This is a genomic window from Caulobacter sp. DWR2-3-1b2 (assembly GCF_049896345.1).
Classification (GTDB): Bacteria; Pseudomonadota; Alphaproteobacteria; order Caulobacterales; family Caulobacteraceae; genus Caulobacter.
On sequence record NZ_JAFCUC010000001.1, the window covers coordinates 161994 to 184842 of the forward strand.

A 22849-nucleotide genomic window follows, 5' to 3' on the forward strand; every position below is an offset into this window, starting at 1 on the left:
CGTTCCTAGCGGCCGCAATGAGTCAGAAGCTAGAAAGCGAGGGTCGGATTACCCGAAGGACACGCGGCCTATCCGCGACCAGCACCCCTCCATCACCCCAAAAAGAAAAAGGGCGGGACCTTTCGGCCCCGCCCCATTCCTTAACATTCAGCAAGCAGCTGAGCGCGTGGACTAGAAGTCCATGTCGCCCATGCCGCCCATGCCGCCGCCGGGAGCGCCGCCGGCGCCGCCCTTCTTGGGTGACTCGACGATCGCGGCTTCCGTGGTGATCAGCAGGCCGGCCACCGAGGCGGCGTCCTGCAGAGCGGTGCGGACAACCTTGGCCGGGTCGATGACGCCGTCCACGATCAGGTCGACATACATTTCGGTCTGGGCGTTGAAGCCGAAGGTCGGCGAGTCGCTTTCCAGAACCTTGCCGACCACGATCGACCCTTCAACGCCGGCGTTTTCGGCGATCTGGCGGATCGGGGCCTGCAGGGCGCGACGGATGATCGCGATGCCGGCGGTCTGGTCGGCGTTTTCGCCGGTCAGGCCGGCCAGGGCCTTGGAGGCCTTCAGCAGGGCGACGCCGCCGCCGGGGACGATGCCTTCTTCAACGGCCGCGCGGGTGGCGTTGAGGGCGTCGTCGACGCGGTCCTTCTTTTCCTTCACCTCGACTTCGGTCGAGCCGCCGACGCGGATCACGGCAACGCCGCCGGCCAGCTTGGCCAGACGTTCTTGCAGCTTTTCCTTGTCGTAGTCCGACGTGGTGTCTTCGATCTGGCGCTTGATCTGGGTGATGCGCGCTTCGATCGCGGTCTTCTCGCCGACGCCGTCCACGATGGTGGTGTCGTCCTTGGTGATGGTGACCTTCTTGGCCTTGCCGAGCATGTCGAGCGACACGTTCTCGAGCTTGATGCCCAGGTCTTCCGACACGACTTGAGCGCCGGTCAGGATGGCCAGGTCTTCCAGCATCGCCTTGCGACGATCACCAAAGCCCGGGGCCTTGACGGCGGCGACGCGCAGGCCGCCCCGCAGCTTGTTGACCACCAGGGTGGCCAGGGCTTCGCCCTCGACGTCTTCGGCGATGATCACCAAGGGACGGCCCGACTGGACGACGGCTTCCAGCACCGGCAGCAGCGGCTGCAGCGACGAGAGCTTCTTTTCGAACAGCAGGATGAGCGGCTCTTCGAGCTGAACTTCCATCTTGTCGGCGTTGGTGATGAAGTAGGGCGACAGATAGCCGCGGTCGAACTGCATGCCCTCGACGACGTCGAGTTCGGTCTCGGCGGTCTTGGCTTCCTCGACGGTGATGACGCCTTCGTTGCCGACCTTGTCCATGGCCTTGGCGATCATCTCGCCGACGTCCTTGTCGCCATTGGCCGAGATGGTGCCGACCTGAGCGATTTCGGTGTTGGTCGTGACCTTCTTCGACGACGCCTTGATGTCGGCGACGACGATGGCGACGGCCTTGTCGATGCCGCGCTTCAGGTCCATCGGGTTCATGCCGGCGGCGACCGACTTGAGGCCTTCCTGCACGATGGCCTGGGCCAGGACGGTCGCGGTGGTGGTGCCGTCGCCGGCCTTGTCATTGGTCTTCGAAGCGACTTCGCGGATCATCTGCGCGCCGAGGTTCTCGAAGCGGTCAGCCAGTTCGATTTCCTTGGCGACCGAGACGCCGTCCTTGGTCGAGCGCGGGGCGCCGAAGGACTTTTCGATCACGACATTGCGGCCCTTGGGGCCGAGGGTCACCTTCACCGCATTGGCGAGGATGTTGACGCCGCGCAGCATCTTGTCGCGAGCGTCCGAGGAGAAATAAACGTCTTTAGCGGCCATGTGTATGAGCCCTTCTAAATGAGAAACTGGAGTGGAGAGCGGTTCGAACGAGAGAAGCCGTTAGGCCTCGATCACGCCCAGGACGTCGCTTTCCTTCATGATCAGCAGGTCTTCACCGTCGACCTTCACTTCGCTGCCCGACCACTTGCCGAACAGGATCTTGTCGCCGGCCTTCAGGTCGAGAGCGACGACGTCGCCCTTGTCATTGCGGGCGCCGGGGCCGACAGCGACGACTTCGCCTTCTTGCGGCTTTTCCTTGGCGGTGTCGGGGATGATGATCCCGCCCTTGGTTTTGGTTTCTTCTTCGACTCGCTTCACGAGGACGCGGTCGCCAAGAGGACGAAACTTCATAGGGTCTTCTCCGTCGGGACGGTTAGAATTACGGTTCGAAGGCAGGCGGGGAGCGGTGCTGTTAGCAGTCACTCCCACCGAGTGCCAACGCCGGGCAGGAGTTAAGGCTGGGGGTGGCGCAAGTCAAGGACGAGGGCCGCCGATTAGCTGTGGGCAAAGCGCGCCAAAGCCGGTTCGATGAAAGATCATAGGGACAGAAAAAGACGCCATGAAGACGCTTCCCGCCCTGGCCCTGGCCACCGCCCTCCTCGTCGCCGGTTGCGCCAGCGCCCCGCCGCCGCCCGTACGCACGGTCACCGACGCCGATGCGGGCGCGATCACCCTGGCGCGCGGCCAGGGGCTGGAGATCGCCCTGCCGCTGAATTCCGGCACGGGCTACGCCTGGCGGCTGGATGAGGAGGCGCCGATCCTGATCCTCGGCGGCGGCTCCAGCCAGATCACCGACGCCAAGATGCCCGGCGCGCCGGTCCAGACGATCTACCGCTACCAGGCGGTGGGCATGGGCAAGGCCGACCTGGCCTTCACCCTCAAGCAGCCGTGGCGGCCAGACAGCCCGAGCGACCGCAAGGTCGTGTTCCACATCAAGGTGCGCTGATGATCGATCACATCGCCTTAGAGATCAGCGACTTCGCGCGCTCGACGGCGTTCAAACCGCGAGGCAGCCTGCCGGGCGCCCGCGTGACGGACTTGGAGTCATGATGTCGAGTTACGGTCTTTCGCTGGTCCTGGCGGTGATCGCCTGCGTGATCGGCGGCGTGCTGGGAGGGCTGACCCTGACCCGCCCTGGCGCCGCGCGAGGCTTGGCGGGATGGGCCAGTCTCGACCTGGCCGAGGGCGCGGCTCCGTCGGTCGACGCCCTGACCCAGGGCCGGGCGTTCGGCGGCCTGCTGATCCTGTCGCACGCCACGACGGCGCTCTTCCTCGGCTACCAGCCCAGCGTCGGCGCGGCCATGGCCTTCGCCCTGGCCATGGCCTGGTTCGGCGCCGCGCTCGGCCGGGCCGTCTCGGCCCTGGTCGACCGGGCCCGCACCCGCGTCAATTTCGGCAGCCTGGCCTTCGAGGTGATGATCGCCGTGACCCTGAGCCTGCCGTTCTTCAATCCAGGGCGGCTGGTGATCATGGGCGGGAAACTGGTCTAAAGCGGTTCGGCCGGCCCTGCCGGACATCGAGGCGGCTTAGGCGCGGGGACATGCCCTTGGTCATGTCCCCGATCGACGTAGGTCCCGGAAGCGCGACGAGCGCCATCTGGCCCACAGGCCGTCCGATCCGGAGCCCGCCTGATGTTTCCCCGCACCCTCCTGGCCGTTTCCGCCCTGGCGCTGCTGTCGGCCTGCACGGTCGGCCCGGCCTATCAAACGCCGGGCCTGGCCACCGCCACGCCTCTGCCCGGGGGTTTCAAGGCGCTGGATGGCTGGAAGGTCGCCACGCCGGGCGACCTGGCCGATCGCGGCGACTGGTGGACCCTGCTGGGCGATCCGCAACTCGGCATGCTGATCGCCCGGGTCAATGTCTCGAACCAGACGATCGCCGCCGCCGAGCCCAGCTACCGCCAGGCCCGCGCCATCGTCCGCGAGCAGCGCGCCAGCCTGTTCCCGACCATCGACCTGTCGGGCGGAGCGGCGGGGGCGGCTTGGGCTCGGCGACGAATGGTTCGTCCAGCGGTACGCGCTACCAAGTCGGCCTCGGCGCGGGCTGGGAGCCCGACCTCTGGGGTCGCATCCGCAACGGCGTCACCGGCGCCCGTGCCAGCGAGCAGGCCAGCGCCGCCGACCTGGCCGGCGCGCGGCTGTCGATGCAGGGCGAGCTGGCGGTGAACTATCTGGGCCTGCGCCAGGCCGACGCCGAGATCGCCTTGGTGCATCGCACGGTCGAGGGCTCCCAGCGCGGCCTGACCATCACCCAGAACCGCTACGCCGCCGGCATCGCGCCCAAGTCCGACGTGCTACAGGCCCAGACCCAGCTGGCCAACGCCCAGGCTGATCTGGAAAGCCTAACTCAGAACCGCGCCACCTACGAAAACGCCATCGCCACCCTGGTCGGCGAACCGGCCAGCGCCTTCAAGCTGGCCGCCGATCCCGCCTGGACCACGCATCTGACCGACGTCCCAACCGGCGTGCCCTCCGAGCTACTGGAACGTCGCCCCGACATCGCCGGCGCCGAGCGCAGGGTGGCCGCCGCCAACGCCGACATCGGCGTGGCCCGCGCCGCCTTCTTCCCAACCCTGAACCTTTCGGGCTCGGGCAATTCCAGCAGTTCAAGCCTGGGGAACCTGTTCAGCGCCTCGGCCAACACCTGGTCGCTGGGCCTCTCCGCCGCCCAGACCCTGTTCGACGCCGGGGCCCGCAAGGCTCGGGTTGAGCAGGCTCGCGTCGCTTACGACGCCTCGGTCGCCGACTATCGCCAGACCGTGCTGACCGCCTTCGAGGATGTCGAGAACCAGCTCACCGACACCCGCGTACTCGCGCGCCGCTACGCTCTGCTGCAGACCAGCTCCAGCGCCGCCGACCAGGCCGAGCAGATGATCCTCAACCAGTACAAGGCCGGCCAGGTCGCCTATACCGACGTCGTCCAGGCCAAAGCTTCGGCCCTCTCGGCCCGGCGCGCGCTGCTGACTGCGGCCGTCCAGCGCCAGACCACGGCTGTGACCCTGATCCAAGCCCTGGGCGGAGGGTGGAAAGCGGCGACTTAAGGGCGAGGCGGGACCCAGCCGCTCTCCACTGCACGCCCTGAGGCTGAACCTTGCTGAACGGCTCCGAGCTTGTCGAGCTTGTCGAGCTTGAACCTTCGCCTCACCCGGTGAAAACCCCTCGCGCACGGTGGGTTTTGCCCGATGGCCCGTCCACACCTCGCGCCTAGGCTGGCCCGCCATGCCCGCCTCGCTCCCCCTGCAAGACGCCTGGACCCTGCGTCCCGTCGCCGTCCTTGGCGCCGATTCATGCCGATCGCCGGTCTCAAGTCGGTGAGCGAACTGCCCGCCAACTTGTTTCACCATCCGCCGGCCAGGCGTGACGGGTAGGTCAGGGCAGCTGGGATTGATCCTTGCTTAGCGTCGAGGTCATATTCTTTCCTTGGCTCTCGCTGACACCCCCTGCGGGTGACGACGGGAACAGGGACTACATCGGCAGGTCCGGCCTGGGTTTGTCCGAGCCAAAATAGCTGGGCTTTTTCTTAGGCGGCGGAGGCGGCGGAGGTTCGGCCGGCTTGGCGGGTTCGGCGGCGGACTCCGACAGGCCTTCGAGTGACTTGTTGATCTTGGCCACCTCTTCGGCGGTCGGCACGCGGCGACCGCCGCGCATGGCCATGGCCGGATCGCCCGCCAGGGGCGCGAGGGTTTCGACCACGCCATCATGACCAACGATCGTGGCCGGGTCGCCGGACGGCATTGGCGCGGCGCCGGAGGCCTGGGCGGCGGCGAACGTCGCCGCCCGGGTTTCGGCCTGTTCCTGCGCCAGAATCTCAGGCGGCGCGGCCTCCAGGGTGCGCGGATCGGCGCCCATCATGATCTCGGCCGAAACGTCCTCATGAGCCGAATACTTGCTGCGGAACGCCGTCACCTGGCCCGACGGTCCGGTCCAGCGGTAGAAGATATGAGCGCCCACGGTGCGCAGTTTGACCAGGGTCGGCGCCCAATACGGATAGACGTAGTTGGCGTGGTAGTGGGTGGCGGTGCCGACGCCCTTCATCACGAAGCCCGCCAGGGCCCGCTTGGCGATGATCTGGGCGTTGTCCCACACGGTCGGGCTGATCGCCCGCTCCAGCGAGCCGTCGCAGGTGAAGCTGAACTGGCAGCCCGTGCCCCGCGCCGCGCCCTCGTAGACCACGCCGCAGACCGACTTGGGATAGCCCGGATGGCGCATCCGGTTGAGCACGGTCTGGGCCACGGCCTGCTGACCGTCCACCGGCTCGAACCCGGCCTCGAAATAGACCGCCTGGGTCAGGCAACGCAGGGCCTTGTCCCGCTCCAGCGGCGGCCCGCTGATCTTGAAGGGCCTGGCCGCCTCCATCGTCAGGGGCGACGCCTGCTTGAAGCTGTTGATCAGCCGGGCTTCCTCGAAATCCGCATCGCGGTCGCCCAGGCGGGGGATCAGGTGGATATCCAGCTTCTCCCAGCCCGCGACGCGGCCCCAATAGTTCTTGTGCGGCTGCGGGTCGTGCCGCCGGGCCAAGGCCAGCATCGCCAGATCCATATTGGCGGTGTAGCGGGCCAGGCCGGCGTCGGACAGAGAGCCGGCGATGGTGACGATGGCCTTGGGCCGGCCGGATCCGGCCGGGAGATAATAGGTTGTCGCGCACGCGGAAAGGCCGCCGGAGGCGACGAGCGCCGCGGCGGCCTTGACGGCATGGGTTTGACTAGAGCTTGGCAGACTATTTCCCGCCCAGCGTGGAGCGGATCATCCAGGCATGCTTTTCGTGGGCGGCCAGGCGCTGGGTATAGAGATCGGCGGTGGCCTCGTCGCCAGCTTCCTCGGCCGCTCCGAAAGCGTCGCGCAGGGTGGCGATCACGGTCTCGTTGTCGGCCTGGAGTTCCTTGAACATGCCTTCCCACTCCTTCTCGGCGTCGCCATCCTTGATGCTCGAGAGGTTTCCGAACGCGCCGTAGCCCATGGGGGCCAGTTCGCCCAGCGCGCGAATGCGCTCGGCGATCGCGTCAAGCGCCGTCCATTCCTCGGTGTATTGGCCTTCGAGCAGCACGTGCAGCGCCTGGAAATTGGGGCCGCGCACGTTCCAGTGATAGCCGTGGGTCTTGAGATACAAAGCATAGCTGTCAGCCAGGACCTTGTTCAGGCCGGCGACAATGTCGCTGCGTTGTTTCGTCGTGAAGCCGGTGTTCAGGTTCGCAGCCATCGTCATCTCCCGTGTTGCGTGTTGCGTGTCTTAGGTAAGCGTGTCCATGCTCTTGGCAAGACGTACGTGCGCCAGGGCCCCATGAAGTCACAAGAACCACTCGCAACGCAGCAAGGGCGCTTTTCGCCTGATGTGCTGAGCGCGTGGTTGGTGCCCAAGGCGCCGCCGCCCCTTTGGCGGGCGACCCTGGCCACGGTGGCCGCCATCGCCGTCGCGATGGGGCTGCGCATCGCCTTGCTGGGCCTGAGCGGCAGTATCGGCGTCACCCAGGCCTTTTTCCCGGCGATGATTCTGGTCACGCTCTATACCGGCTGGCGTTGGGGCGTCGCGCCACTGGTCGCCGGGGCGGTTTTTGCCTGGTGGCTGTGGGGCGGAGGGCAAGGCGAGGGCCTTGACGAGAGCGAGATCGCCACCCTGATGCTGTTCGTGGTTTCGGGGGCGATCACCATCGTCGTGGCCGAGGGGCTGCGCATCGCCCTCGTCAGCCTCGCCCTGGCCCGCCGCCTCCAGATCAAGGCCGAGCTTCGCCTAGAGATGACACAGACCGCAGCCGGCGTCGGTCCCTGGGAATGGGACTTGCTGAACAACGAGCTGCAGCTGTCGCCCGCCGCGCGCAAGAACCTGGGCGTCACCACGGCGAGTCCGCTCGACCTGGCCGGCCTGCTGGATTTGGTCCATCCCGACGATCGCGTCATGATGGCGGCCCGTATCCGCGAAGCCGTGAAGACCGGGCCGCTCTATGAGGTCGAATATCGGCTGATCGGCGCGCCCGGCGGCGAGCGCTGGATCCACGGACGCGGCGAGGTGTATCGCGACGCGGAAGGCCGCGCCACTAAGGTTCTCGGCGTCAATTTCGACGTCACCACGCGCCGCCAGGCCGAGGAGAGCCTGCGCGAGAGCGAAGCGCGTTTCCGCTCCCTGGCCGACAGCGCCCCGGCCTTGATGTGGATCAGCGGCGAGGATGGCGTGCGGATCTTTGTCAACGCCGCCTATGTGGACTTCGCCGGAGTGACCTTTGAAGACGCCTTGATCCTGGACTGGCGCTCGCGGCTGCACGCCGACGACCTGCAGGTCATTCTCAAGGCCCAGATTTCCGGCGAGGCGTCGCGCAAGCCCTTCAGCCTGGAGGGTCGCTACCGGCGGTTCGACGGCGAGATGCGCTGGCTGAAATCGTTCTCCCAGCCGCGCCACGGGCCAGGCCAGGTGTTCAACGGCTTCATCGGCATCGCCTTCGACTTCACGGACACCAAGGAGGCCGAGGCCAAGCTGACCAACCTCAATGAGCTGCTGGCCGACCGCGTGCAGGAAGCCCTGTCCGAGCGCGATGTCGCCCAGGCCGCCCTGACCCAATCCCAGAAGCTGGAGGCCATCGGCCAGCTGACCGGCGGGGTGGCTCATGACTTCAACAACCTGCTGACGGTGATCATCGGCGCGCTGGACGTGCTGCAGCGCAATCCGCAAGATGAAACGCGGCGTGAGCGGATGGTGAGCGCCGCCCAGGCCGCAGCGCGGCGCGGCGAAAAGCTGACCCAGCATCTGCTCGCCTTCGCTCGCCGCCAGCCGTTACATCCCGAAATCTGCCGCATCGACGCGATGATCGTCGATAGCGAGAGCCTGCTGCGCCGCGCCATCGGCGAGGGCCTGACGCTCAGCCTCGACCTTCAGGCGGGCGAGCGCACGACCCTGACCGATTCCGGCCAGTTCGAGGCCGCCCTGCTGAACATGGTGGTCAACGCCCGCGACGCCACACCGCCTGGCGGCGCAATCACCATCCTGTCCGAAGCGGTGGACCTGGCCGAGCCCCGGGGTGAGCTGCCGGCCGGCCGCTATCTGCGCGTCGCCGTGCGCGACACCGGAGCCGGCATGGACGCCAAAACCATGGAGCGGGCCTTCGAGCCGTTCTACACTACCAAGCCGGTCGGCAAGGGCACGGGGCTGGGCCTGTCGCAGGTCTATGGCTTCGCCCGGCAGAGCGGCGGCGAGGTGACGATCGACTCCACTGTCGGCGAAGGTACGACCGTGGCCATGACGCTGCCGGTGCGCGAGGCCTTCTCGAGCGTTGAGGTCCTGAGCGTGGCGCCGCCGGCCACCCGCGCCACCGCCCATGTGCTGCTGGTCGAGGACGACGTCGAGGTCGGCGACCTGATCGAGGCCATGCTCGACGAGCTGGGCCACATGGTCAGCCGGGCGGCCAGCGCCGATCAGGCCCTGGCCATCACGCGCGCCGATCCCACCCTGGCCCTGGTGATCACCGACGTGATGATGCCTGGGGGCAAGAGCGGGGTCGATCTGGCCATCGCCCTGTCGCACGAGCGTCCGGATCTGCCGATCCTGCTCAGTTCGGGCTATGCCGGCCAGGAATTGGTCCGCGCCCACGAGACTTCCTGGCCCCTGCTACGCAAGCCCTATGCCCTCGACGCCCTCGCCCGGGCCATGGCCGACGCCTGGGACAGGCGCCCACCGAACCAGGCGGTGGGGTGAGGGTCAGCCCAGGTCAGCCGTTCGCCGGCTTGCCCGGCGCGCATCAGGCGCCGGTGGCGTCCACGACGATAGCCACCGTCTTGCCTCGAGAAAGCGGGTCCCACCCCGCCTCGATGGCGGATGCGATGGCCTTCGCAACGAGGTCCGGAGCGATTTGAGAGGCCTTGAGAACGGGCGCCCCGTACCGAGGCTCGGGGCCAGGCGGAAACTCCATCACGGCTTCGCGCTGCCCTTCCTTGTGACGTGCGGCGATCGCCATGCCATGCCGTGACGCGGTGTCGCTGGACCATCCGGGCAGGCGGTGAAGTCGCCAGACAAAAGGCTGTCCGCCAACTTCGATCTCAAGGTCAGGGCTTTGCTTGGTTCGTGCCATGTACGGGTGTTATCCTGGCCAGCCCGTCCAGGCCACCCCGTCGCGGGCCTTGGGGGTTCGAAAGGGCGGTCGAGCGCCCGCGATGCCCTCGACACGGCTCCAACGGGTTCGCCGCAGCTCTGCGCTGGCGTCGGCCACCGCCGCGCGCCGCGCCCACCCGTGAACCGCCCATAGGGCCGCTGTAGACGCCGCCCTAGGATCCTCGGTCGAACGACTGTCGCCTGGTGTTGCTCGGCTCGAAACCGCCTGAAAGTCAGAGACGGTCACAACGCATCACCGGCAGGGCGGTCGGGCGAATCTTACAGGACGATTTGCAATCGGCGACGGAAGGTCTATATCTGATCCGTGGGTTTTGCTCAATTTCAGCAAAAGCCGTGACGCCGATGGGCTCTCCGTCCTCCGGCGTTTTTTGAGACCCTGGAAATGCTCAGTTTGAGCATAAGAGAGGATCAGATGGCCGACGGTTTTGCGCCCCTCGCTTTCAATGCCGATGTCGAAGCCGAAACCGCCGCCGCATGGAACAAGGTCAAGCACCATGTCACGCCGCTGGAATGGCAGATTCACGCGCCCTTGATCAGCGAGATCAACCGGTTGAAGCGCGAGAAAAACGCCGTCATCCTGGCCCATAACTACATGACGCCAGAGATCTTCCACGGCGTGGGCGACTTCGTCGGCGACAGCCTGGCCCTGGCCCGCGAGGCCGCCCAGTGCGACGCGGCCGTCATCGTCCAGGCCGGCGTCCACTTCATGGCCGAGACCAGCAAGGTGCTGGCGCCCGACAAGCGCGTGCTGATCCCCGACCTGCGGGCCGGCTGCTCTCTGGCCTCCTCGATCACGGGCGCCGATGTTCGGCTGATCAAGGCGCGTCATCCGGGCGTCCCAGTCGTCACCTATGTCAACACCACCGCCGACGTGAAGGCCGAGACCGACATCTGCTGCACCAGCGCCAACGCCGTGCAGGTGGTGGAGTGGGCGGCCCGCGAATGGGGCGTCGACAAGGTGATCCTGATCCCCGACGAGTTCCTGGCCCGCAACGTGGCGCGCCAGACCTCGGTGAAGATCATCGCCTGGGCCGGCCGCTGCGAGGTGCACGAGCGCTTCAACGCCCAGGACATCGCCGACATGCGCGCAGCTTATCCGGGGGCCGAGATCCTGGCTCACCCCGAATGCCCGACCGAGATCCTGGAAGCCGTCGATTTCGCCGGCTCGACGGCGGCGATGAACGACTATGTCGCTGTGCGCAAGCCCAGGCAGGTGGTGCTGATCACCGAGTGCTCGATGGCCTCCAACGTCCAGGCGGAGTCGCCCGGCACCCAGTTCATCGGCCCCTGCAACCTGTGTCCGCACATGAAGCGGATTAGCCTCCAGAACATCCACGACGCGCTGGTCCACGACCGCTACGAAGTGACCGTCGATCCGGCCATCGCCGTCCGCGCCCGCCTGGCCGTGCAGCGGATGATCGACCTGCCGCCGCCGCTGGTTCCGGCGCGGTATGACCTGGTGAAGGCCAAGCATCATGTGGATGTGGAGATGATCTAGAAAACCCTTCCCTTCGCCCCTTGCGGGGGAAGGTGGCCGCGAAGCGGTCGGATGGGGGGTGTCGGCGCAGACGTCCAAATCAGCGCCGACACCCCCACCCCAATCCCTCCCCGCAAGGGGGAGGGGCTTCGGAGTGAGCTTGAGATGATTGAGCACCGCATTACCTTCGATGGCCCCGTGATCCTCGGGGCGGGCCTGGCGGGTCTCACAGCCGCCCTTGCGGCCGCGCCGCGCCGGGCGCTCGTGCTGTCGCCGACGCCGCTGGCGACCGGCTGCTCCAGCGCCTGGGCGCAGGGCGGCATGGCTGCGGCCCTGTCGGACGAGGACGCTCCCGCCCTGCATGCCGCAGACACCATGGCGGCCGGCGCGGGTCTATGCGATCCGGCGGCCGTCGCGCTATTGACCACCGAAGGCCCGGACGCGGTTCGCGCCCTCGCCGCCCTCGGAGCCCCGTTCGACCGGCAAGCCAATGGCGACTTCGTGCTCAGCCTGGAAGCCGCTCACGCCAAGGCCCGGGTTGCCCGGGTCGGCGGCGACGGGGCCGGCGCGGCGATCATGGCGGCCGTCATCGCCGCTGTCCGCGCCGCGCCCTCCATCGAGGTCCGTGAGAACGCTCGCGCCCGCCGGTTGCTCCAGGACGCGACCGGTCGCGTGGTCGGCGTGTTGGCCGAAGTCGGCGGCGAGCTTGTCGAGATCCACGCCGCCAGCGTCATCCTGGCGACCGGCGGGGTCGGCGGCCTCTACGCGGTCACAACCACCCCGGCCGAAGTGCGCGGCGAGGGCCTGGGCCTGGCCGCCTTGGCCGGGGCAGAAATCGCCGATCCGGAGTTCGTGCAGTTCCATCCCACGGCCATCGACATCGGCCGCGACCCCGCGCCCCTGGCCACCGAGGCCCTGCGCGGCGAAGGGGCCATCCTGCGCAATACGGATGGCCGCGCCTTCATGGCCGACTATCACACGGCTCGCGAGCTGGCGCCGCGCGACGTGGTGGCCCGCGCCATCCACGCCGAGCGCTCGGCCGGACGCGGCGCTCTCCTGGACGCCACCACGGCGGTGGGCGCCCACTTCCCGCAGGAGTTCCCGGCCGTGTTCGCCGCCTGCATGAGCGCGGGGATCGACCCGCGCATCCAGCCGATCCCGGTGACCCCGGCGGTGCACTATCACATGGGCGGCGTGGCGACGGACCTCGACGGCCGCGCCAGCCTGCCGGGCCTGCTGGCGGCCGGCGAGTGCGCCAGCACGGGCGTGCACGGCGCCAACCGCCTGGCCTCCAACAGCCTGCTGGAGGCGGCCGTGTTCGGCGCCCGGGCCGGGCGCGTGGCGCGCGACCTGGCGATGGGCGGCGAACCTCTGCCGGCCGAGCCCACGCCCGACCTGCCCGACGCCGCTCTCCAGATCCTGCGCCGGGCGATGAGCCGCGACGCCGGCGTGATCCGCGACGCCGAGGGCCTTTCCCGCCTCGTGACCGTGATCGACGCCTCGCAAACGGCGCACGGCCTGGCCCCAACCCTGGTCGCCGCCGGCCTGATCGCTCGCGCCGCCCTGGCCCGCGAGGAAAGCCGAGGCGGCCATTTCCGCCGCGATTTCCCCGCCGCAACCTTGGCCGAGCGCACTTTCATCACCCTGGACAGCGCCGCCGCCGGCTTGCGATACGCGGCGGAATAGGAGTACGTTTCAGGAACGGAGGCTCTGCCATGACGGCGACGGATGCGGGTTTCGAAGAGCGCGGCGACAGCGAGTTCCTGTTCGACTTCGATCAGTTTGAACTGATGGACCAGGCGGGCGTGTTCTCCGGCGTCCAGGGGCGCGTCGAACTGATCGAAGGGAAGATCATCCAGATGGCGCCCGCTTCGACCGATCATGGCGGCGCCAACGCCGACGTCGTATTCGCGATCGAAAGCGCCTTGCGCGCGCTCTCGCCCCGACCAGCCTTGAAGGTCATCGTCAACGCGACCTTGCAGATTGGCCAACGCAGCGCACCGCTGCCAGACGTCTTTGTCATGCGAAGGGCCGAGGGCGAAAAATACGCCCAGGCCGAGCAAGCCGTCTTAGTGGTGGAGATTTCGATCTCGACACGCGGCAACGACCTGACGGTCAAGAGCCGCCTCTACGCGCGGGCCGGCGTGCCGGAATACTGGGTGGTCGAGCCCAACGCTCGCAAGGTCAGCGTCTGCCGCGAACCGCAAGCCGACGGGACCTGGGCTTCGACTGCCGTTTTTGAAGGCAACGCCGCAACCGTCTCGCCCCTGTTCGCCCCGCAGATCAGCATCGCGCTGTCGGAGTTGTTTTGAGCGTTCCGTCCCCCCTCCCCGACCTGCTGATCCGCCCCATCATCGACCTGGCCCTTGCCGAGGACCTTGGCCGGGCCGGCGACATCACCGCCCAGGCCTGTATCGACGCCGACGCTCGGCTGTCGGTGGTGTGGGCCGCGCGGCAGGAGGGCCGGATCGCCGGCCTGTCCTGCGCACGCCTGTCCCTGGCCGCCCTGGATTCGACCGCGTCGTTCGAGGTCTTGACGCAGGACGGCGCCGACGCCGCGCCCGGCGCCGTCCTGGCCCGGGCCGAGGGCAACGCCCGCGCGGTGCTGGCCGCCGAGCGCACAGGGCTGAATTTGCTGGGCAAGCTGTCGGGCATCGCCACCCTGACGCGGGCCTATGTGCGCCTGGTCGAGGGCACGGGCGCCGTCATCGTCGACACCCGCAAGACCACGCCCGGCCTGCGGGCCCTGGAGAAATACGCCGTGCGCTGCGGCGGCGGCGTCAACCACCGCTTTGGCCTGGATGACGCGATCCTGATCAAGGACAACCACGTCGCGGCCTGCGGCGGCGTGGGCGAGGCCGTCCGCCGGGCCCGCGCCTTCGCCGGCCACCTGGTCAAGGTCGAGGTCGAGGTGGATGGACTTGACCAGTTGGAAGACGCGCTGAAGCACCGCCCCGACGTGGTCATGCTCGACAATTTCAGCCTCGAAGACCTGAAGACCGCCGTCGCCCTGGCCAAGGGCCGTGCAGTGCTGGAAGCCTCCGGCGGCGTCAACCTGACCACCGTCCGGGCCATCGCCGAGGCCGGCGTGGACGTGATCAGCGTCGGCGCCCTGACCCACTCGGCCCTGGTGATGGATATTGGCCTGGACGCCGTGTGAGACCCACTCCTCTTGCCGCTCATCCCGGCGAATGCCTGGAGGAGCGGAACGAGGGCATGGCGAGCCTGGTGAAGCTGCTCCGCGACAATCCGCCCCATCAGCGTGGCGACAGCGGTTTCTTAACCGTATGGGCGCATTGAGTAACGGTCCCAGCAGTTCGTCGGGATGACCGGGGCGCTCTGGGTTGCAACCAAGTCAGCACATCAATCTGGACAAGGCTCGGGCGCTGATTGTTGATGACAATCCGCAGTCGCTCGACATCCTGGTCGGGGTGCTGATGAGCTTTGGCCTGCGCAATGTCGTGCGCAAAACCACCGCCCAGGAAGCCCAGAACGAGCTGAAATATCATCAGGTCGATCTGATCCTGACCAACGCCCTGCTGCCGGAGATGGACGGCTACGACCTGATCCGCTGGCTGCGCCGCGAGTCCGACGAAGCCAACCGCATGACCCCCGCCATCATCGTCACCGCCCACACCCGTCGCGCCCACGTCGAGAAGGCCCGCGACTGCGGCGCCAACTTCATCGTCACCAAGCCGATTTCACCGACCGTGATGCTGGAGCGAATCCTCTGGGTCGCCAAAGGCGATCGCATGTTCATAGAGTGCGACACCTACATCGGCCCCGACCGCCGCTGGCGCAACGCTGGCCCGCCGGTCGAATTCCCCGACGGCCGGCGCCGCGACGATCAGTCCACTGAATTGAGCGACGGCTCAGGCCAGAACATGAGCCAGGACGAGTTGGACCTGCTCATCAAACCACAAAGATCCTTGGCATGAGCGAAGTCAAAAAGAGCCGCATGCGGCCGCGTCTCGGCCAGCTGATGGCGCAAAAGGGCGGCATATACGTTGGCGAAGCGCTGAAACGCGCCGACGCCACCTTGGAAACCCTGCGCGAGCCGTCTTTGGTCGGCATCGGCCACCACATCGCGGCGCTGGAGGCCATGCTGGCCTCCAGCGCCGACGGGCCCGCGCGGATCGAGGGGCTCTATGCCCGCGCCGCCGACATCGTCAGCTTGTGCGGAGCTGAGCGCAACGAGGCTGTCGAGATCGCCGCCCGCTCGCTGTGCGACCTGCTGGACGAGGCCGGCGCGCTGACGCCCACGGTGCAGGCCGGCGTCAAGGTGCACGTCGCCTCGATCAAGCTGCTGCACCGCGCCGACGCCAATTCCGCCATGCAAGACATCATCCTGCAGGGCCTGGCCAGCGTGCTGGAAAAGCAGCGCGGCGAAACCGCCGAGAAGAACTCCGCGGCTTAAGGGGGCTTACCGCCGCCCCCGTAGCCATGGTGCCATGCGATTTTGCAGCGGCTGATCGAGATAGGTGTGGAACAGGAAGGCCGCGCCAAGGGCGATCGGGAACGAGGCCAGCCACATCAGCCACTGCCAGGCGATGCCGATCGGCACGGTCTCAATCAACTCGTGCACCGCGCTCCAATAGATCACCCCCACGAGAATGTGGGTGATGAACAGGGCGAAGGACAGCTTGGCGCCTTCCTCAATCCAGGCCTTGGGATGGCGCACCGGCAGGCGACCCGCCCCCAGCACGATCGCGGCGATGGCGATCAGGCAGGGGATGTCGAAAATCAGCTCGTCGGGGAGGGCGTAGCGGTCCAGCGGCTGCATCGCCGCCAGCAGCCCGCAACCGCCGACCAGCAGGGCCTTGGCGGCCTTTTCCGACGGCCAGTCCATCTCGACCGCCCGCGCCAGGCAGACGCCCAGGATGAACAACGGCAAGGCCCGTAGCACGCCATAGCGGAACTGCAGGTCCGACAGGGCGTGGTGAAAGGCCTGACGGGCGACGACCTCGCACAGCGCGAAGGCCAGGGCCCCGGCCAAAGGCAGCAGCCACGGATGGCGCACCTTGTCGGCGGCCCGCCACAGCCAGGGAAACACCGCATAACAGACTACCAGCGCCGACAGCGACCAACTGGGCAGGTTCCAGCCGTCGCTGTTGAACCCCCAGGCATGGACCAGCAGGGCCTGGACCGGCAGTTGGTCCCAGGCAAAGCGCGAGGGCTTGTGGGCGTCGGTGCCCAGGCTGTTGAGCACCAGCACCAAGACCGCCATCGTCGCCAGCACGATCAGGTGCCCCGGCCAGACCCTGCCCACCCGGCGCACCCAGAACCGGCCATGGCTGATGCGCCCCGTCAGGGTCGAGGCTCCATAGGCCCGGCCCAGCACATAGCCCGACAGCATCAGGAAGAAATCGGTGGCCAGGAAGCCGCGCGAGAACATTTGGGAGAAGCGCTCGATGCGCATCGGCCCCTCGGCCCCGTAGTGATAGAGCACGATCAGCAACGAGGCCACGAGCCGCAGCAGGTCCAGCGCGCCGCCCCGGGTTGAGGCCCGCAGTGGGCGCGCGGCGACCGGGGTGGCCGGCGGGTCCGAAGGCGGCGTCGCATCGCCGGAAGCCGTGGGGGGAAGGACGGGTACGTTCACAACGCCTCCGCCTTAACAAAGCCGGGCGCGCCGGGAAAGCACGCGTCGCAAAAGCGGCCCCGCGACGGCCACGATGTGGCCAAATGGTCGCCCTCGCGCCTTCCCGGGTGCGTATTGAAAGACGCCGGCGGCGACCTATCTGTAACTCATAGAGTAGCTGATCGGACCTCGCGCCCATGACCGCCCGCCTGCCCGTCCTGTTCCTCGGCCACGGCTCGCCGATGAACGCCATCGCTGACAACGCCTGGAGCCAGGCCTGGGCCGCCCTGGGCGCCGCCCTGCCCCGCCCCAAGGCGGTGCTGATGATCAGCGCGCACTGGGAGACGATGGGGGCCAGCGCGGTCGGTGCGTCCGAGCGCCCCGAGACCATCCACGACTTTGGCGGCTTCCCCCAGGCGCTGTTTGACGTGCGCTACGACGCGCCGGGCGATCCGGCCCTGGCGTCGCGGGTAGCGGAGCTACTTTCGCCCGATCCCGTCGTGCAGCATCCGACCCGAGGCCTGGACCACGGCGCCTGGGGCGTGCTGCGTCCGATGTATCCGCACGCCGATGTGCCGGTGGTGCAGCTGAGCCTGGATCGCGGCCGCTCCGACCGCTGGCACTATGAGGCCGGCCGACGCTTGGCCGCCCTGCGCGACGAGGGCGTGCTGATCATCGGCAGCGGCGACATCGTCCACAACCTGCGCGCCGTGAACTTTCGCACCGGCGAGATCCCCGACTGGGCGCCGCGCTTCAACGACACCGCCAAGGCGTTGATCGCGGCCGGCGATCACGACCCGCTGATCGACTGGCGCGGCCTGGGCCCCGACGCCGAGGCCTCGATCAACAGCGCCGAGCACTACCTGCCCCTGCTCTATGTGCTGGGCGCCCAGCAGGCCGGGGATGAGGTGTCGTTCTTCACCGATGACCTGTTCGCGGCGATCTCGATGACGAGTGTTCGTGTGGGGTGAAGGGGCCGACCGCCCCCTCCGTCGGCTTCGCCGTCTCCTCCTCACCCGCGAAGCGCGGGAGGAGGCGCGATGCGAATACGCATCGTGACGGAGGGGGCGTCGGCCACCGTCAAAACCCACACTCCCGCTTGCCATCGCCGCCCGACACCGTCGAAGGTCCGCCCATGCAACGCAGGGGATTGTCCATGAAGCGCCGCAGCGCCGTCCTCGCCATCCTGGTCGCCGTCACCGGCGCGGCCGCCAACGCCCAGGCCGTTGACCCGACCCAGGGCGTCTGGCGTTCGCGCGGCTATGGCTACATCGTGCGGATCGACGCCAGCGAGACCAAGCTGTTCCACGCCGTCGGCGCGGCCTGCTACGCCGATCCGCGCCCTGAGGCCGATCCCGATGGTGTGCTGGCGGTGCGCCACCTGGCCGGCCCAAACGTCCTGGCGACGTCATCCGGCCCTGCCGACACCAGCTATCTGTTCGACCGCTTGCCGGCCCTGCCCGCGGCCTGCCTGGCCAAGACAGCCTGGACGCCGCGCAAGATCACCGCCCTGGCGGCCGACACCTTCGCGGCCTTCTATCCCTCGACCAGCCAGCGCCATGTCGATTGGACCGCGAGGGCCCGCATCGCCGACAAGGCCGCCGCCAAGGCCACCAATGGCGCTGCGCTATTCGACGCGCTGAACGGCTTGATGGTCGGTCTTGACGATCCGCATGTCGGCTTGCAGGCCACCCTGGGCGACGAGGCCCGCGACTTCGAGAGCGGCGAGGCCGCCACCCTGATCCGCGTGCGCTCGAACTCCCGGCAGGCCGATCCCGCCGCCTCCGAGAAGGCTTGGCTCCAGACCTACAAGCGCGGCGTCCTGGACGACGTTCTGAAAGGGCGTGGCCACCAGGCCGCCAATAACCGGGTGATCTGGGGCCGGGTTGGCGAGGTCGGCTATCTGAACATCGTCACCATGGGCGGCTTCGACAAGGAGGCCGCGCCGGGCGACCCCGCCGCGCTCGACGCCGCGCTGGACGACGCGCTGCAAGCCTTTGACGGCGCCAAGGCGGTGATCGTCGATGTCAGCAACAATCGCGGCGGCTATGACGCCATCGGCCTGCGGATCGCCGGACGCTTCGCCGACCACTCGCGCCTGGCCTGGAGCAAGTTTGCCGTCGGCGCGCGCGATGTGACGCCCCAGGCTTTTCACGTCCAGCCGTCGCGGGCGCGTCGCTATCTGGGGCCGGTCTATCTGGTGACCAGCGATGTCACGGTCAGCGCCGGCGAAACCTTCACCCTGGCCATGCGCGCCCTGGCCAACGTGGTCCAGGTGGGCGAGCGCACCCGTGGCGGCCTGTCGGACCAGCTCAACAAGCCCCTGCCGAACGGCTGGATGCTGACCCTGCCAGCCGAAATCTACCGCGACCCGCAAGGCGCGCGGTATGAGGCCGTGGGCATCTCGCCGGACGCCCCCCGCGCGGTGTTCGCCGACGACCTGGCCGAGGGCCACGCCCGAATGATCCGTGCCTTGATGCAGGAGATCGAGCGGGGCGATGCGCCGCAGCCGGTGGCTCGGAGCTAGGGCAGGCCAACGCCGCCTAACCTCCGCCGCCTCTTGCCGCCCTAAGCCATCCGCCCCAGCTTCGCGCCCGCCAGCCGCGCCGCCGCCCACCGCTCGTCCATGCCCTTGCCATAGACCGCCTGGATGCGCTCCAGAACCGCCGGAGGGGCGGTCTCGGGGCGGCCGGCGTTGAACGGTGGGGCGGGGGCGTATTCGACGGCCAGCTGGATCGCCTGAGCCACGTCGTCTCCGGCGATCTCGGCGGCGATAGTCAGGGCGAAGTCGATGCCGGCCGTCACCCCGCCGCCGGTGAACACATTGCCGTCGCGAACCACCCGAGCCGGGTCGGGGATCGCGCCGAACAGGGTCAGCTGGTCGCGCCAGGCCCAGTGGCAGGCCGCGCGCCTGCCCACTAGAAGACCAGCCGCGCCCAGCAACAGCGACCCGGTGCAGACCGAGGTCACGTAGCGCGCCCCGGCCGCCAGCCGGCGCAACTGGGTCAGGAAAGCCGCGTCGGCCATGGCCTGGGTCGTGCCGAACCCGCCGGGCACGCAAAGCAGGTCGCAGTGCTCGATGTCGGCCAGCCTGGCCACGCGGGCGAACACCAAGCCCTCCGCCTCGACGTCGCCGCCCGCCTCGCTGGCGATCACGACCTGTGCGCCGGGCAGGCGGCTGAGGATCTGGTGCGGCCCGGTGAAGTCCAGGTGGGTGACGTCCGGAAACAGGGCGAATACGATGTGAAACGGCGCGGGCTTCTTTGGCGCGTTCTGGGGCATGGGTGAGACCTCCGATTGACGCCGCAACATCGCAGGCCTAGCGTCTGGCTTAAATGACATAATTCCCTCGGAAACAGCCATGCTCCGCACAATTGGCTTCTTGATCTTCAAAGACTTCCAACTGCTGGACGCTGCTGGGCCGATCGCGGCGTTCGAGATCGCCGGACGTCTCGCGCCGGGCGCCTACCGTCTGGCGCTGTTGGCCCGAGACGCTGGCCCGGTGGCCAGCTCTTCGGGGTTGGCGATGACCGCATCCGCCTTCGCGGACGCGCCCGCCCTGGACACCCTGATCGTCTCCGGCGGTGAGGGCACGCGCACGCCGGCCATCTGCGAGACCACCCTGGCCTTCGTGCGCGACGTGGCCGCCAAGGCCCGCCGCACCGCCAGCGTCTGCTCGGGAACCTACGTCCTGGCCGCCGCCGGCCTGCTGGACAGTCGACGCGCCACCACCCACTGGCAAAGATCGCAGGACTTCCAGCGCCGCTATCCCGCCGTGCGGTTGGAGCCGGACCGGATCTTCGTCCAGGACGGTTCGCTGTGGAGCTCGGCCGGCATCACCGCCGGCATCGACATGGCCCTGGCGATGATCGGCGCCGATCTCGGCGAGGACATCGCGCGAAAGACCGCCCAGCAGTTGGTGGTCTATCACCGGCGCCCCGGCGGCCAGTCGCAGTTCTCGGCCCTGCTGGAGATGCAGGGCGGCCGGTTCGACGGCTTGTTGGCCTGGGCCCGCGAGAACCTGGCCCAGCCGCTGACCGTCGATCAGCTGGCCGCCCAAGCCTCCATGAGCCCCCGCAACTTCGCGCGGCTGTTCACCAGCGAGACCGGCGCCACGCCCGCCAAGGCGGTCGAACGCCTGCGCGTCGAGGCCGCCCGCGCCCTGCTCGACAGCCAGCCGCTACAGATCGAGGACGTGGCCCTCGAAACCGGCTTTGGCGACTCCGAACGCATGCGCCGAGCTTTCGTCAGGGCGTTCGGCCACCCGCCTCAGGCGATGAGGCGGCTGACGCGCGCGACGCAACCGAATGTTGCATCGACGCCATAGTTCGCAACAAAAGGTCAAGCTTGAGCAACCGAAGATTTACTCGCTTGCCGCGACCGCCTACCGGACGTCCCGTCCGCTATCGGACGCGTCAATATCGGGGGATAATTTTTTCCATGCGTTTGTTCATCACCACCACCGTCGCTGCCCTGGCGATCGCCGGCGCAGCCTCGGCGCAGGACGCTAAGCCCGCCAAGGCTTCGGCCGCGAAGGGTCAGTACATCTCGGTGGCCGGCGGCTTTGTCGGCAAGAGCGACTACGACTACACCCTGCTGCCGGGCTACAAGCTCAAGGCCGATGCCGACACTGCCGCCCAGGGCGTCTTGGCCTGGGGAACCCAGCTTGAGGGCAACTGGCGCGTTGAATTGGCGCTCGGCTATCACAGCCAGGACGTCGAGGCCGTGGTCGTGCCGAACATCAACGTGAAATCGACCGGCTCGGTCAAGACCCTGACCCTAGACATGAACGCCTATTACGACTTGCCGGTCAAAGGTCCGGTGAAGCCCTATGTGGGCGTCGGGTTCGGCGCGGCGTCGGTCAAGTTCGACGACGGCCTGCTGGATGACAGGGGCTCCGGCCTGGCCCTGCGCGCCATGGCCGGCGCCAGCGTCGCGATCACGCCGGCCATGTCGCTGTTCGCCGAAGGCCGTTACGAACGCGTCGGCTCGATGAAGGTCGAGGTCACCGCCGGCGCGACCAAGACCAAGTCGTCGATCGACATGTCGGGTCCCAGCGCCCTGGTCGGCGTCCGCTTCGGCTTCTAGGACGGGAAGGCGCGCCTTCGTGCGCGCCTTCCGCCAGCCGCCTCAGGCGTTGCGGCGGACGGCGAAGAGCGCCTGATGAAGGTGGGGACATGCACATGTGCATGTCCCCAATCCGATCAGCCACGGTCTTCCGTCATCTTGGCCACCTGGGCCTTTAGGATATCCAGCGCCTCGGTGTTGCCGCGCAGGATCTCGACCATCTCCTGTTCGCGCAGGGCGTCCAGCTTGCCGTTCAGACGCATGATCTCCAGCTCGGCGCGCAGATTGACCACATAGTCGTGCTCGGCGTTCAGCCTGTCCTTCGTGGCCTGGCGGTTCTGGCTCATCATGATCACCGGCGCCTGGATCGCCGCCACGGTCGACAGGATCAGGTTGAGGAAGATGAAGGGATAGGGGTCGAATGACAGGTGGAAGGGCCTCAGCCCCACGTTCAGCCCGATCCACAGCAGCAAGGCGGCGCAGAAGCCGCCGATGAAGGCCCAGGAGCCGCCGATCGCCGCGACCTTGTCGGCCAGACGGTCCCAGAAGCTGCGGTCGTCGGCCAGCAGGGCCTGGTTCAGCCCCGTCGGCGCCTCAGCCGCGATCAGGTCGATAACGCTTTTCTGGACGTCCTTCAGATCGACATAGGGCGTGGCCAGCAGGTCGCGGGACAGCTGGTCGAGGCGGTCGTTGGGGGTCATGGGCGCTCGCGGGGTGAGGATTTCTAAAAGTTGCGCCTCCCGGCGCCGGACGCAAGCGCCGGAGATTGACGCCTCTCGCCACCAAGGCGAGGTTGCCGCGTCGGTTCATCGACAAGGCAC

22 protein-coding genes are annotated in these 22849 nt (G+C 67.9%); 14 read left to right on the top strand and 8 right to left on the bottom strand.

Going from position 1 to position 22849, the window contains the following annotated elements:
- Positions 1–171 precede the first annotated feature (171 nt).
- Positions 172–1815 (bottom strand): chaperonin GroEL, encoded by a 1644-nt coding sequence (groL, locus tag ACP694_RS00810; RefSeq protein ID WP_426009635.1) that lies wholly within the window; start codon positions 1813–1815, stop codon positions 172–174.
- A gap of 60 nt (positions 1816–1875) precedes the next feature.
- Entirely contained in the window at positions 1876–2166 is a 291-nt protein-coding gene (gene groES, locus ACP694_RS00815; RefSeq protein WP_007665932.1) for a co-chaperone GroES, read from the bottom strand.
- A 208-nt stretch (positions 2167–2374) separates the two neighbouring features.
- On the opposite strand from groES, the gene ACP694_RS00820 reads away from it, so the two are divergent.
- The 3 genes from ACP694_RS00820 (at position 2375) to ACP694_RS00830 (ending at position 4855) form a co-directional block, all read left to right on the top strand.
- Positions 2375–2761 (top strand): protease inhibitor I42 family protein, encoded by a 387-nt coding sequence (locus ACP694_RS00820; RefSeq protein ID WP_426009638.1) that lies wholly within the window; start codon positions 2375–2377, stop codon positions 2759–2761.
- Positions 2762–2864: 103 nt separating this feature from the next.
- Positions 2865–3305 carry a DUF4345 family protein gene (locus ACP694_RS00825; RefSeq protein ID WP_426011258.1) on the top strand — a complete coding sequence of 147 codons (441 nt, stop codon included), beginning with the start codon at positions 2865–2867 and terminating at the stop codon, positions 3303–3305.
- Positions 3306–3796: 491 nt separating this feature from the next.
- Positions 3797–4855 (top strand): efflux transporter outer membrane subunit, encoded by a 1059-nt coding sequence (locus ACP694_RS00830; RefSeq protein ID WP_426009641.1) that lies wholly within the window; start codon positions 3797–3799, stop codon positions 4853–4855.
- Between the two features lie 424 nt (positions 4856–5279).
- Here ACP694_RS00830 and ACP694_RS00835 read toward each other — a convergent pair whose 3' ends face one another.
- Together ACP694_RS00835 and ACP694_RS00840 are read right to left on the bottom strand one after the other, a co-directional pair.
- Positions 5280–6341, bottom strand: a complete 1062-nt coding sequence (locus ACP694_RS00835) for a cell wall hydrolase (RefSeq protein ID WP_426009644.1) — start codon at positions 6339–6341, stop codon at positions 5280–5282.
- Positions 6342–6531: 190 nt separating this feature from the next.
- Entirely contained in the window at positions 6532–7011 is a 480-nt protein-coding gene (locus tag ACP694_RS00840; protein WP_426009647.1) for a Dps family protein, read from the bottom strand.
- A 150-nt stretch (positions 7012–7161) separates the two neighbouring features.
- Between ACP694_RS00840 and ACP694_RS00845 the strand changes: the two genes are divergently transcribed.
- On the top strand, positions 7162–9492 hold the full coding sequence (locus ACP694_RS00845; RefSeq protein ID WP_426009650.1) for a PAS domain-containing protein: 2331 nt from the start codon (positions 7162–7164) through the stop codon (positions 9490–9492).
- Between the two features lie 43 nt (positions 9493–9535).
- Here ACP694_RS00845 and ACP694_RS00850 read toward each other — a convergent pair whose 3' ends face one another.
- Positions 9536–9751 carry a hypothetical protein gene (locus tag ACP694_RS00850; protein ID WP_426009653.1) on the bottom strand — a complete coding sequence of 72 codons (216 nt, stop codon included), beginning with the start codon at positions 9749–9751 and terminating at the stop codon, positions 9536–9538.
- A 567-nt stretch (positions 9752–10318) separates the two neighbouring features.
- On the opposite strand from ACP694_RS00850, the gene nadA reads away from it, so the two are divergent.
- From nadA to ACP694_RS00880, 6 genes are all read left to right on the top strand, one after another.
- Positions 10319–11404, top strand: coding sequence for a quinolinate synthase NadA (nadA, locus tag ACP694_RS00855; RefSeq protein ID WP_426009655.1), 1086 nt, complete (start codon positions 10319–10321; stop codon positions 11402–11404).
- 144 nt (positions 11405–11548) lie between these two features.
- Positions 11549–13069, top strand: a complete 1521-nt coding sequence (locus tag ACP694_RS00860; RefSeq protein ID WP_426009658.1) for an L-aspartate oxidase — start codon at positions 11549–11551, stop codon at positions 13067–13069.
- 29 nt (positions 13070–13098) lie between these two features.
- The gene (locus tag ACP694_RS00865) at positions 13099–13695 is read left to right on the top strand and encodes a Uma2 family endonuclease (protein ID WP_426009661.1); all 597 of its coding nucleotides are present in this window, start codon (positions 13099–13101) and stop codon (positions 13693–13695) included.
- Positions 13692–14543 carry a carboxylating nicotinate-nucleotide diphosphorylase gene (gene nadC, locus ACP694_RS00870; RefSeq protein ID WP_426009664.1) on the top strand — a complete coding sequence of 284 codons (852 nt, stop codon included), beginning with the start codon at positions 13692–13694 and terminating at the stop codon, positions 14541–14543. The genes ACP694_RS00865 and nadC overlap by 4 nt, the downstream gene beginning before the upstream one ends.
- A 184-nt stretch (positions 14544–14727) precedes the next feature.
- On the top strand, positions 14728–15321 hold the full coding sequence (locus ACP694_RS00875) for a response regulator (RefSeq protein WP_426009667.1): 594 nt from the start codon (positions 14728–14730) through the stop codon (positions 15319–15321).
- Entirely contained in the window at positions 15318–15800 is a 483-nt protein-coding gene (locus tag ACP694_RS00880) for a hypothetical protein (RefSeq protein WP_426009670.1), read from the top strand. The genes ACP694_RS00875 and ACP694_RS00880 overlap by 4 nt, the downstream gene beginning before the upstream one ends.
- 6 nt (positions 15801–15806) lie before the next feature.
- Here ACP694_RS00880 and ACP694_RS00885 read toward each other — a convergent pair whose 3' ends face one another.
- Positions 15807–16982 carry an acyltransferase family protein gene (locus ACP694_RS00885; RefSeq protein ID WP_426009673.1) on the bottom strand — a complete coding sequence of 392 codons (1176 nt, stop codon included), beginning with the start codon at positions 16980–16982 and terminating at the stop codon, positions 15807–15809.
- Positions 16983–17158: 176 nt separating this feature from the next.
- Here ACP694_RS00885 and ygiD point away from each other — a divergent pair, with 176 nt between their 5' ends.
- Positions 17159–17932, top strand: coding sequence for a 4,5-DOPA dioxygenase extradiol (gene ygiD, locus ACP694_RS00890; RefSeq protein ID WP_426009676.1), 774 nt, complete (start codon positions 17159–17161; stop codon positions 17930–17932).
- Positions 17933–18117: 185 nt separating this feature from the next.
- On the top strand, positions 18118–19488 hold the full coding sequence (locus ACP694_RS00895; RefSeq protein WP_426009679.1) for a S41 family peptidase: 1371 nt from the start codon (positions 18118–18120) through the stop codon (positions 19486–19488).
- Between the two features lie 41 nt (positions 19489–19529).
- On the opposite strand, the gene ACP694_RS00900 is transcribed toward ACP694_RS00895, so the two are convergent.
- Positions 19530–20243, bottom strand: coding sequence for a DJ-1/PfpI family protein (locus ACP694_RS00900; RefSeq protein WP_426009682.1), 714 nt, complete (start codon positions 20241–20243; stop codon positions 19530–19532).
- Positions 20244–20322: 79 nt separating this feature from the next.
- On the opposite strand from ACP694_RS00900, the gene ACP694_RS00905 reads away from it, so the two are divergent.
- Together ACP694_RS00905 and ACP694_RS00910 are read left to right on the top strand one after the other, a co-directional pair.
- The gene (locus tag ACP694_RS00905) at positions 20323–21288 is read left to right on the top strand and encodes a GlxA family transcriptional regulator (protein WP_426009685.1); all 966 of its coding nucleotides are present in this window, start codon (positions 20323–20325) and stop codon (positions 21286–21288) included.
- A gap of 113 nt (positions 21289–21401) precedes the next feature.
- The gene (locus tag ACP694_RS00910; protein WP_426009688.1) at positions 21402–22049 is read left to right on the top strand and encodes an outer membrane protein; all 648 of its coding nucleotides are present in this window, start codon (positions 21402–21404) and stop codon (positions 22047–22049) included.
- A 116-nt stretch (positions 22050–22165) separates the two neighbouring features.
- Here the strand turns inward: ACP694_RS00910 and ACP694_RS00915 are convergent, their stop codons facing one another.
- Positions 22166–22729 carry a DUF1003 domain-containing protein gene (locus ACP694_RS00915; RefSeq protein ID WP_426009691.1) on the bottom strand — a complete coding sequence of 188 codons (564 nt, stop codon included), beginning with the start codon at positions 22727–22729 and terminating at the stop codon, positions 22166–22168.
- Positions 22730–22849 lie beyond the last annotated feature (120 nt).

Coding starts and splice junctions, on each gene's coding strand:
- ACP694_RS00905 (WP_426009685.1), top strand. CDS start 20,323: ATGCTCCGCACAATTGGCTTCTTGATCTTCAAAGACTTCCAACTGCTG.
- ACP694_RS00895 (WP_426009679.1), top strand. CDS start 18,118: ATGAAGCGCCGCAGCGCCGTCCTCGCCATCCTGGTCGCCGTCACCGGC.
- ACP694_RS00835 (WP_426009644.1), bottom strand. CDS start 6,341: ATGCTGGCCTTGGCCCGGCGGCACGACCCGCAGCCGCACAAGAACTAT.
- ygiD (WP_426009676.1), top strand. CDS start 17,159: ATGACCGCCCGCCTGCCCGTCCTGTTCCTCGGCCACGGCTCGCCGATG.
- ACP694_RS00900 (WP_426009682.1), bottom strand. CDS start 20,243: ATGCCCCAGAACGCGCCAAAGAAGCCCGCGCCGTTTCACATCGTATTC.
- ACP694_RS00865 (WP_426009661.1), top strand. CDS start 13,099: ATGACGGCGACGGATGCGGGTTTCGAAGAGCGCGGCGACAGCGAGTTC.
- ACP694_RS00915 (WP_426009691.1), bottom strand. CDS start 22,729: ATGACCCCCAACGACCGCCTCGACCAGCTGTCCCGCGACCTGCTGGCC.
- ACP694_RS00840 (WP_426009647.1), bottom strand. CDS start 7,011: ATGGCTGCGAACCTGAACACCGGCTTCACGACGAAACAACGCAGCGAC.
- ACP694_RS00820 (WP_426009638.1), top strand. CDS start 2,375: ATGAAGACGCTTCCCGCCCTGGCCCTGGCCACCGCCCTCCTCGTCGCC.
- groL (WP_426009635.1), bottom strand. CDS start 1,815: ATGGCCGCTAAAGACGTTTATTTCTCCTCGGACGCTCGCGACAAGATG.
- ACP694_RS00825 (WP_426011258.1), top strand. CDS start 2,865: ATGTCGAGTTACGGTCTTTCGCTGGTCCTGGCGGTGATCGCCTGCGTG.
- nadA (WP_426009655.1), top strand. CDS start 10,319: ATGGCCGACGGTTTTGCGCCCCTCGCTTTCAATGCCGATGTCGAAGCC.
- ACP694_RS00910 (WP_426009688.1), top strand. CDS start 21,402: ATGCGTTTGTTCATCACCACCACCGTCGCTGCCCTGGCGATCGCCGGC.
- ACP694_RS00850 (WP_426009653.1), bottom strand. CDS start 9,751: ATGGCGATCGCCGCACGTCACAAGGAAGGGCAGCGCGAAGCCGTGATG.
- groES (WP_007665932.1), bottom strand. CDS start 2,166: ATGAAGTTTCGTCCTCTTGGCGACCGCGTCCTCGTGAAGCGAGTCGAA.
- ACP694_RS00860 (WP_426009658.1), top strand. CDS start 11,549: ATGATTGAGCACCGCATTACCTTCGATGGCCCCGTGATCCTCGGGGCG.
- ACP694_RS00880 (WP_426009670.1), top strand. CDS start 15,318: ATGAGCGAAGTCAAAAAGAGCCGCATGCGGCCGCGTCTCGGCCAGCTG.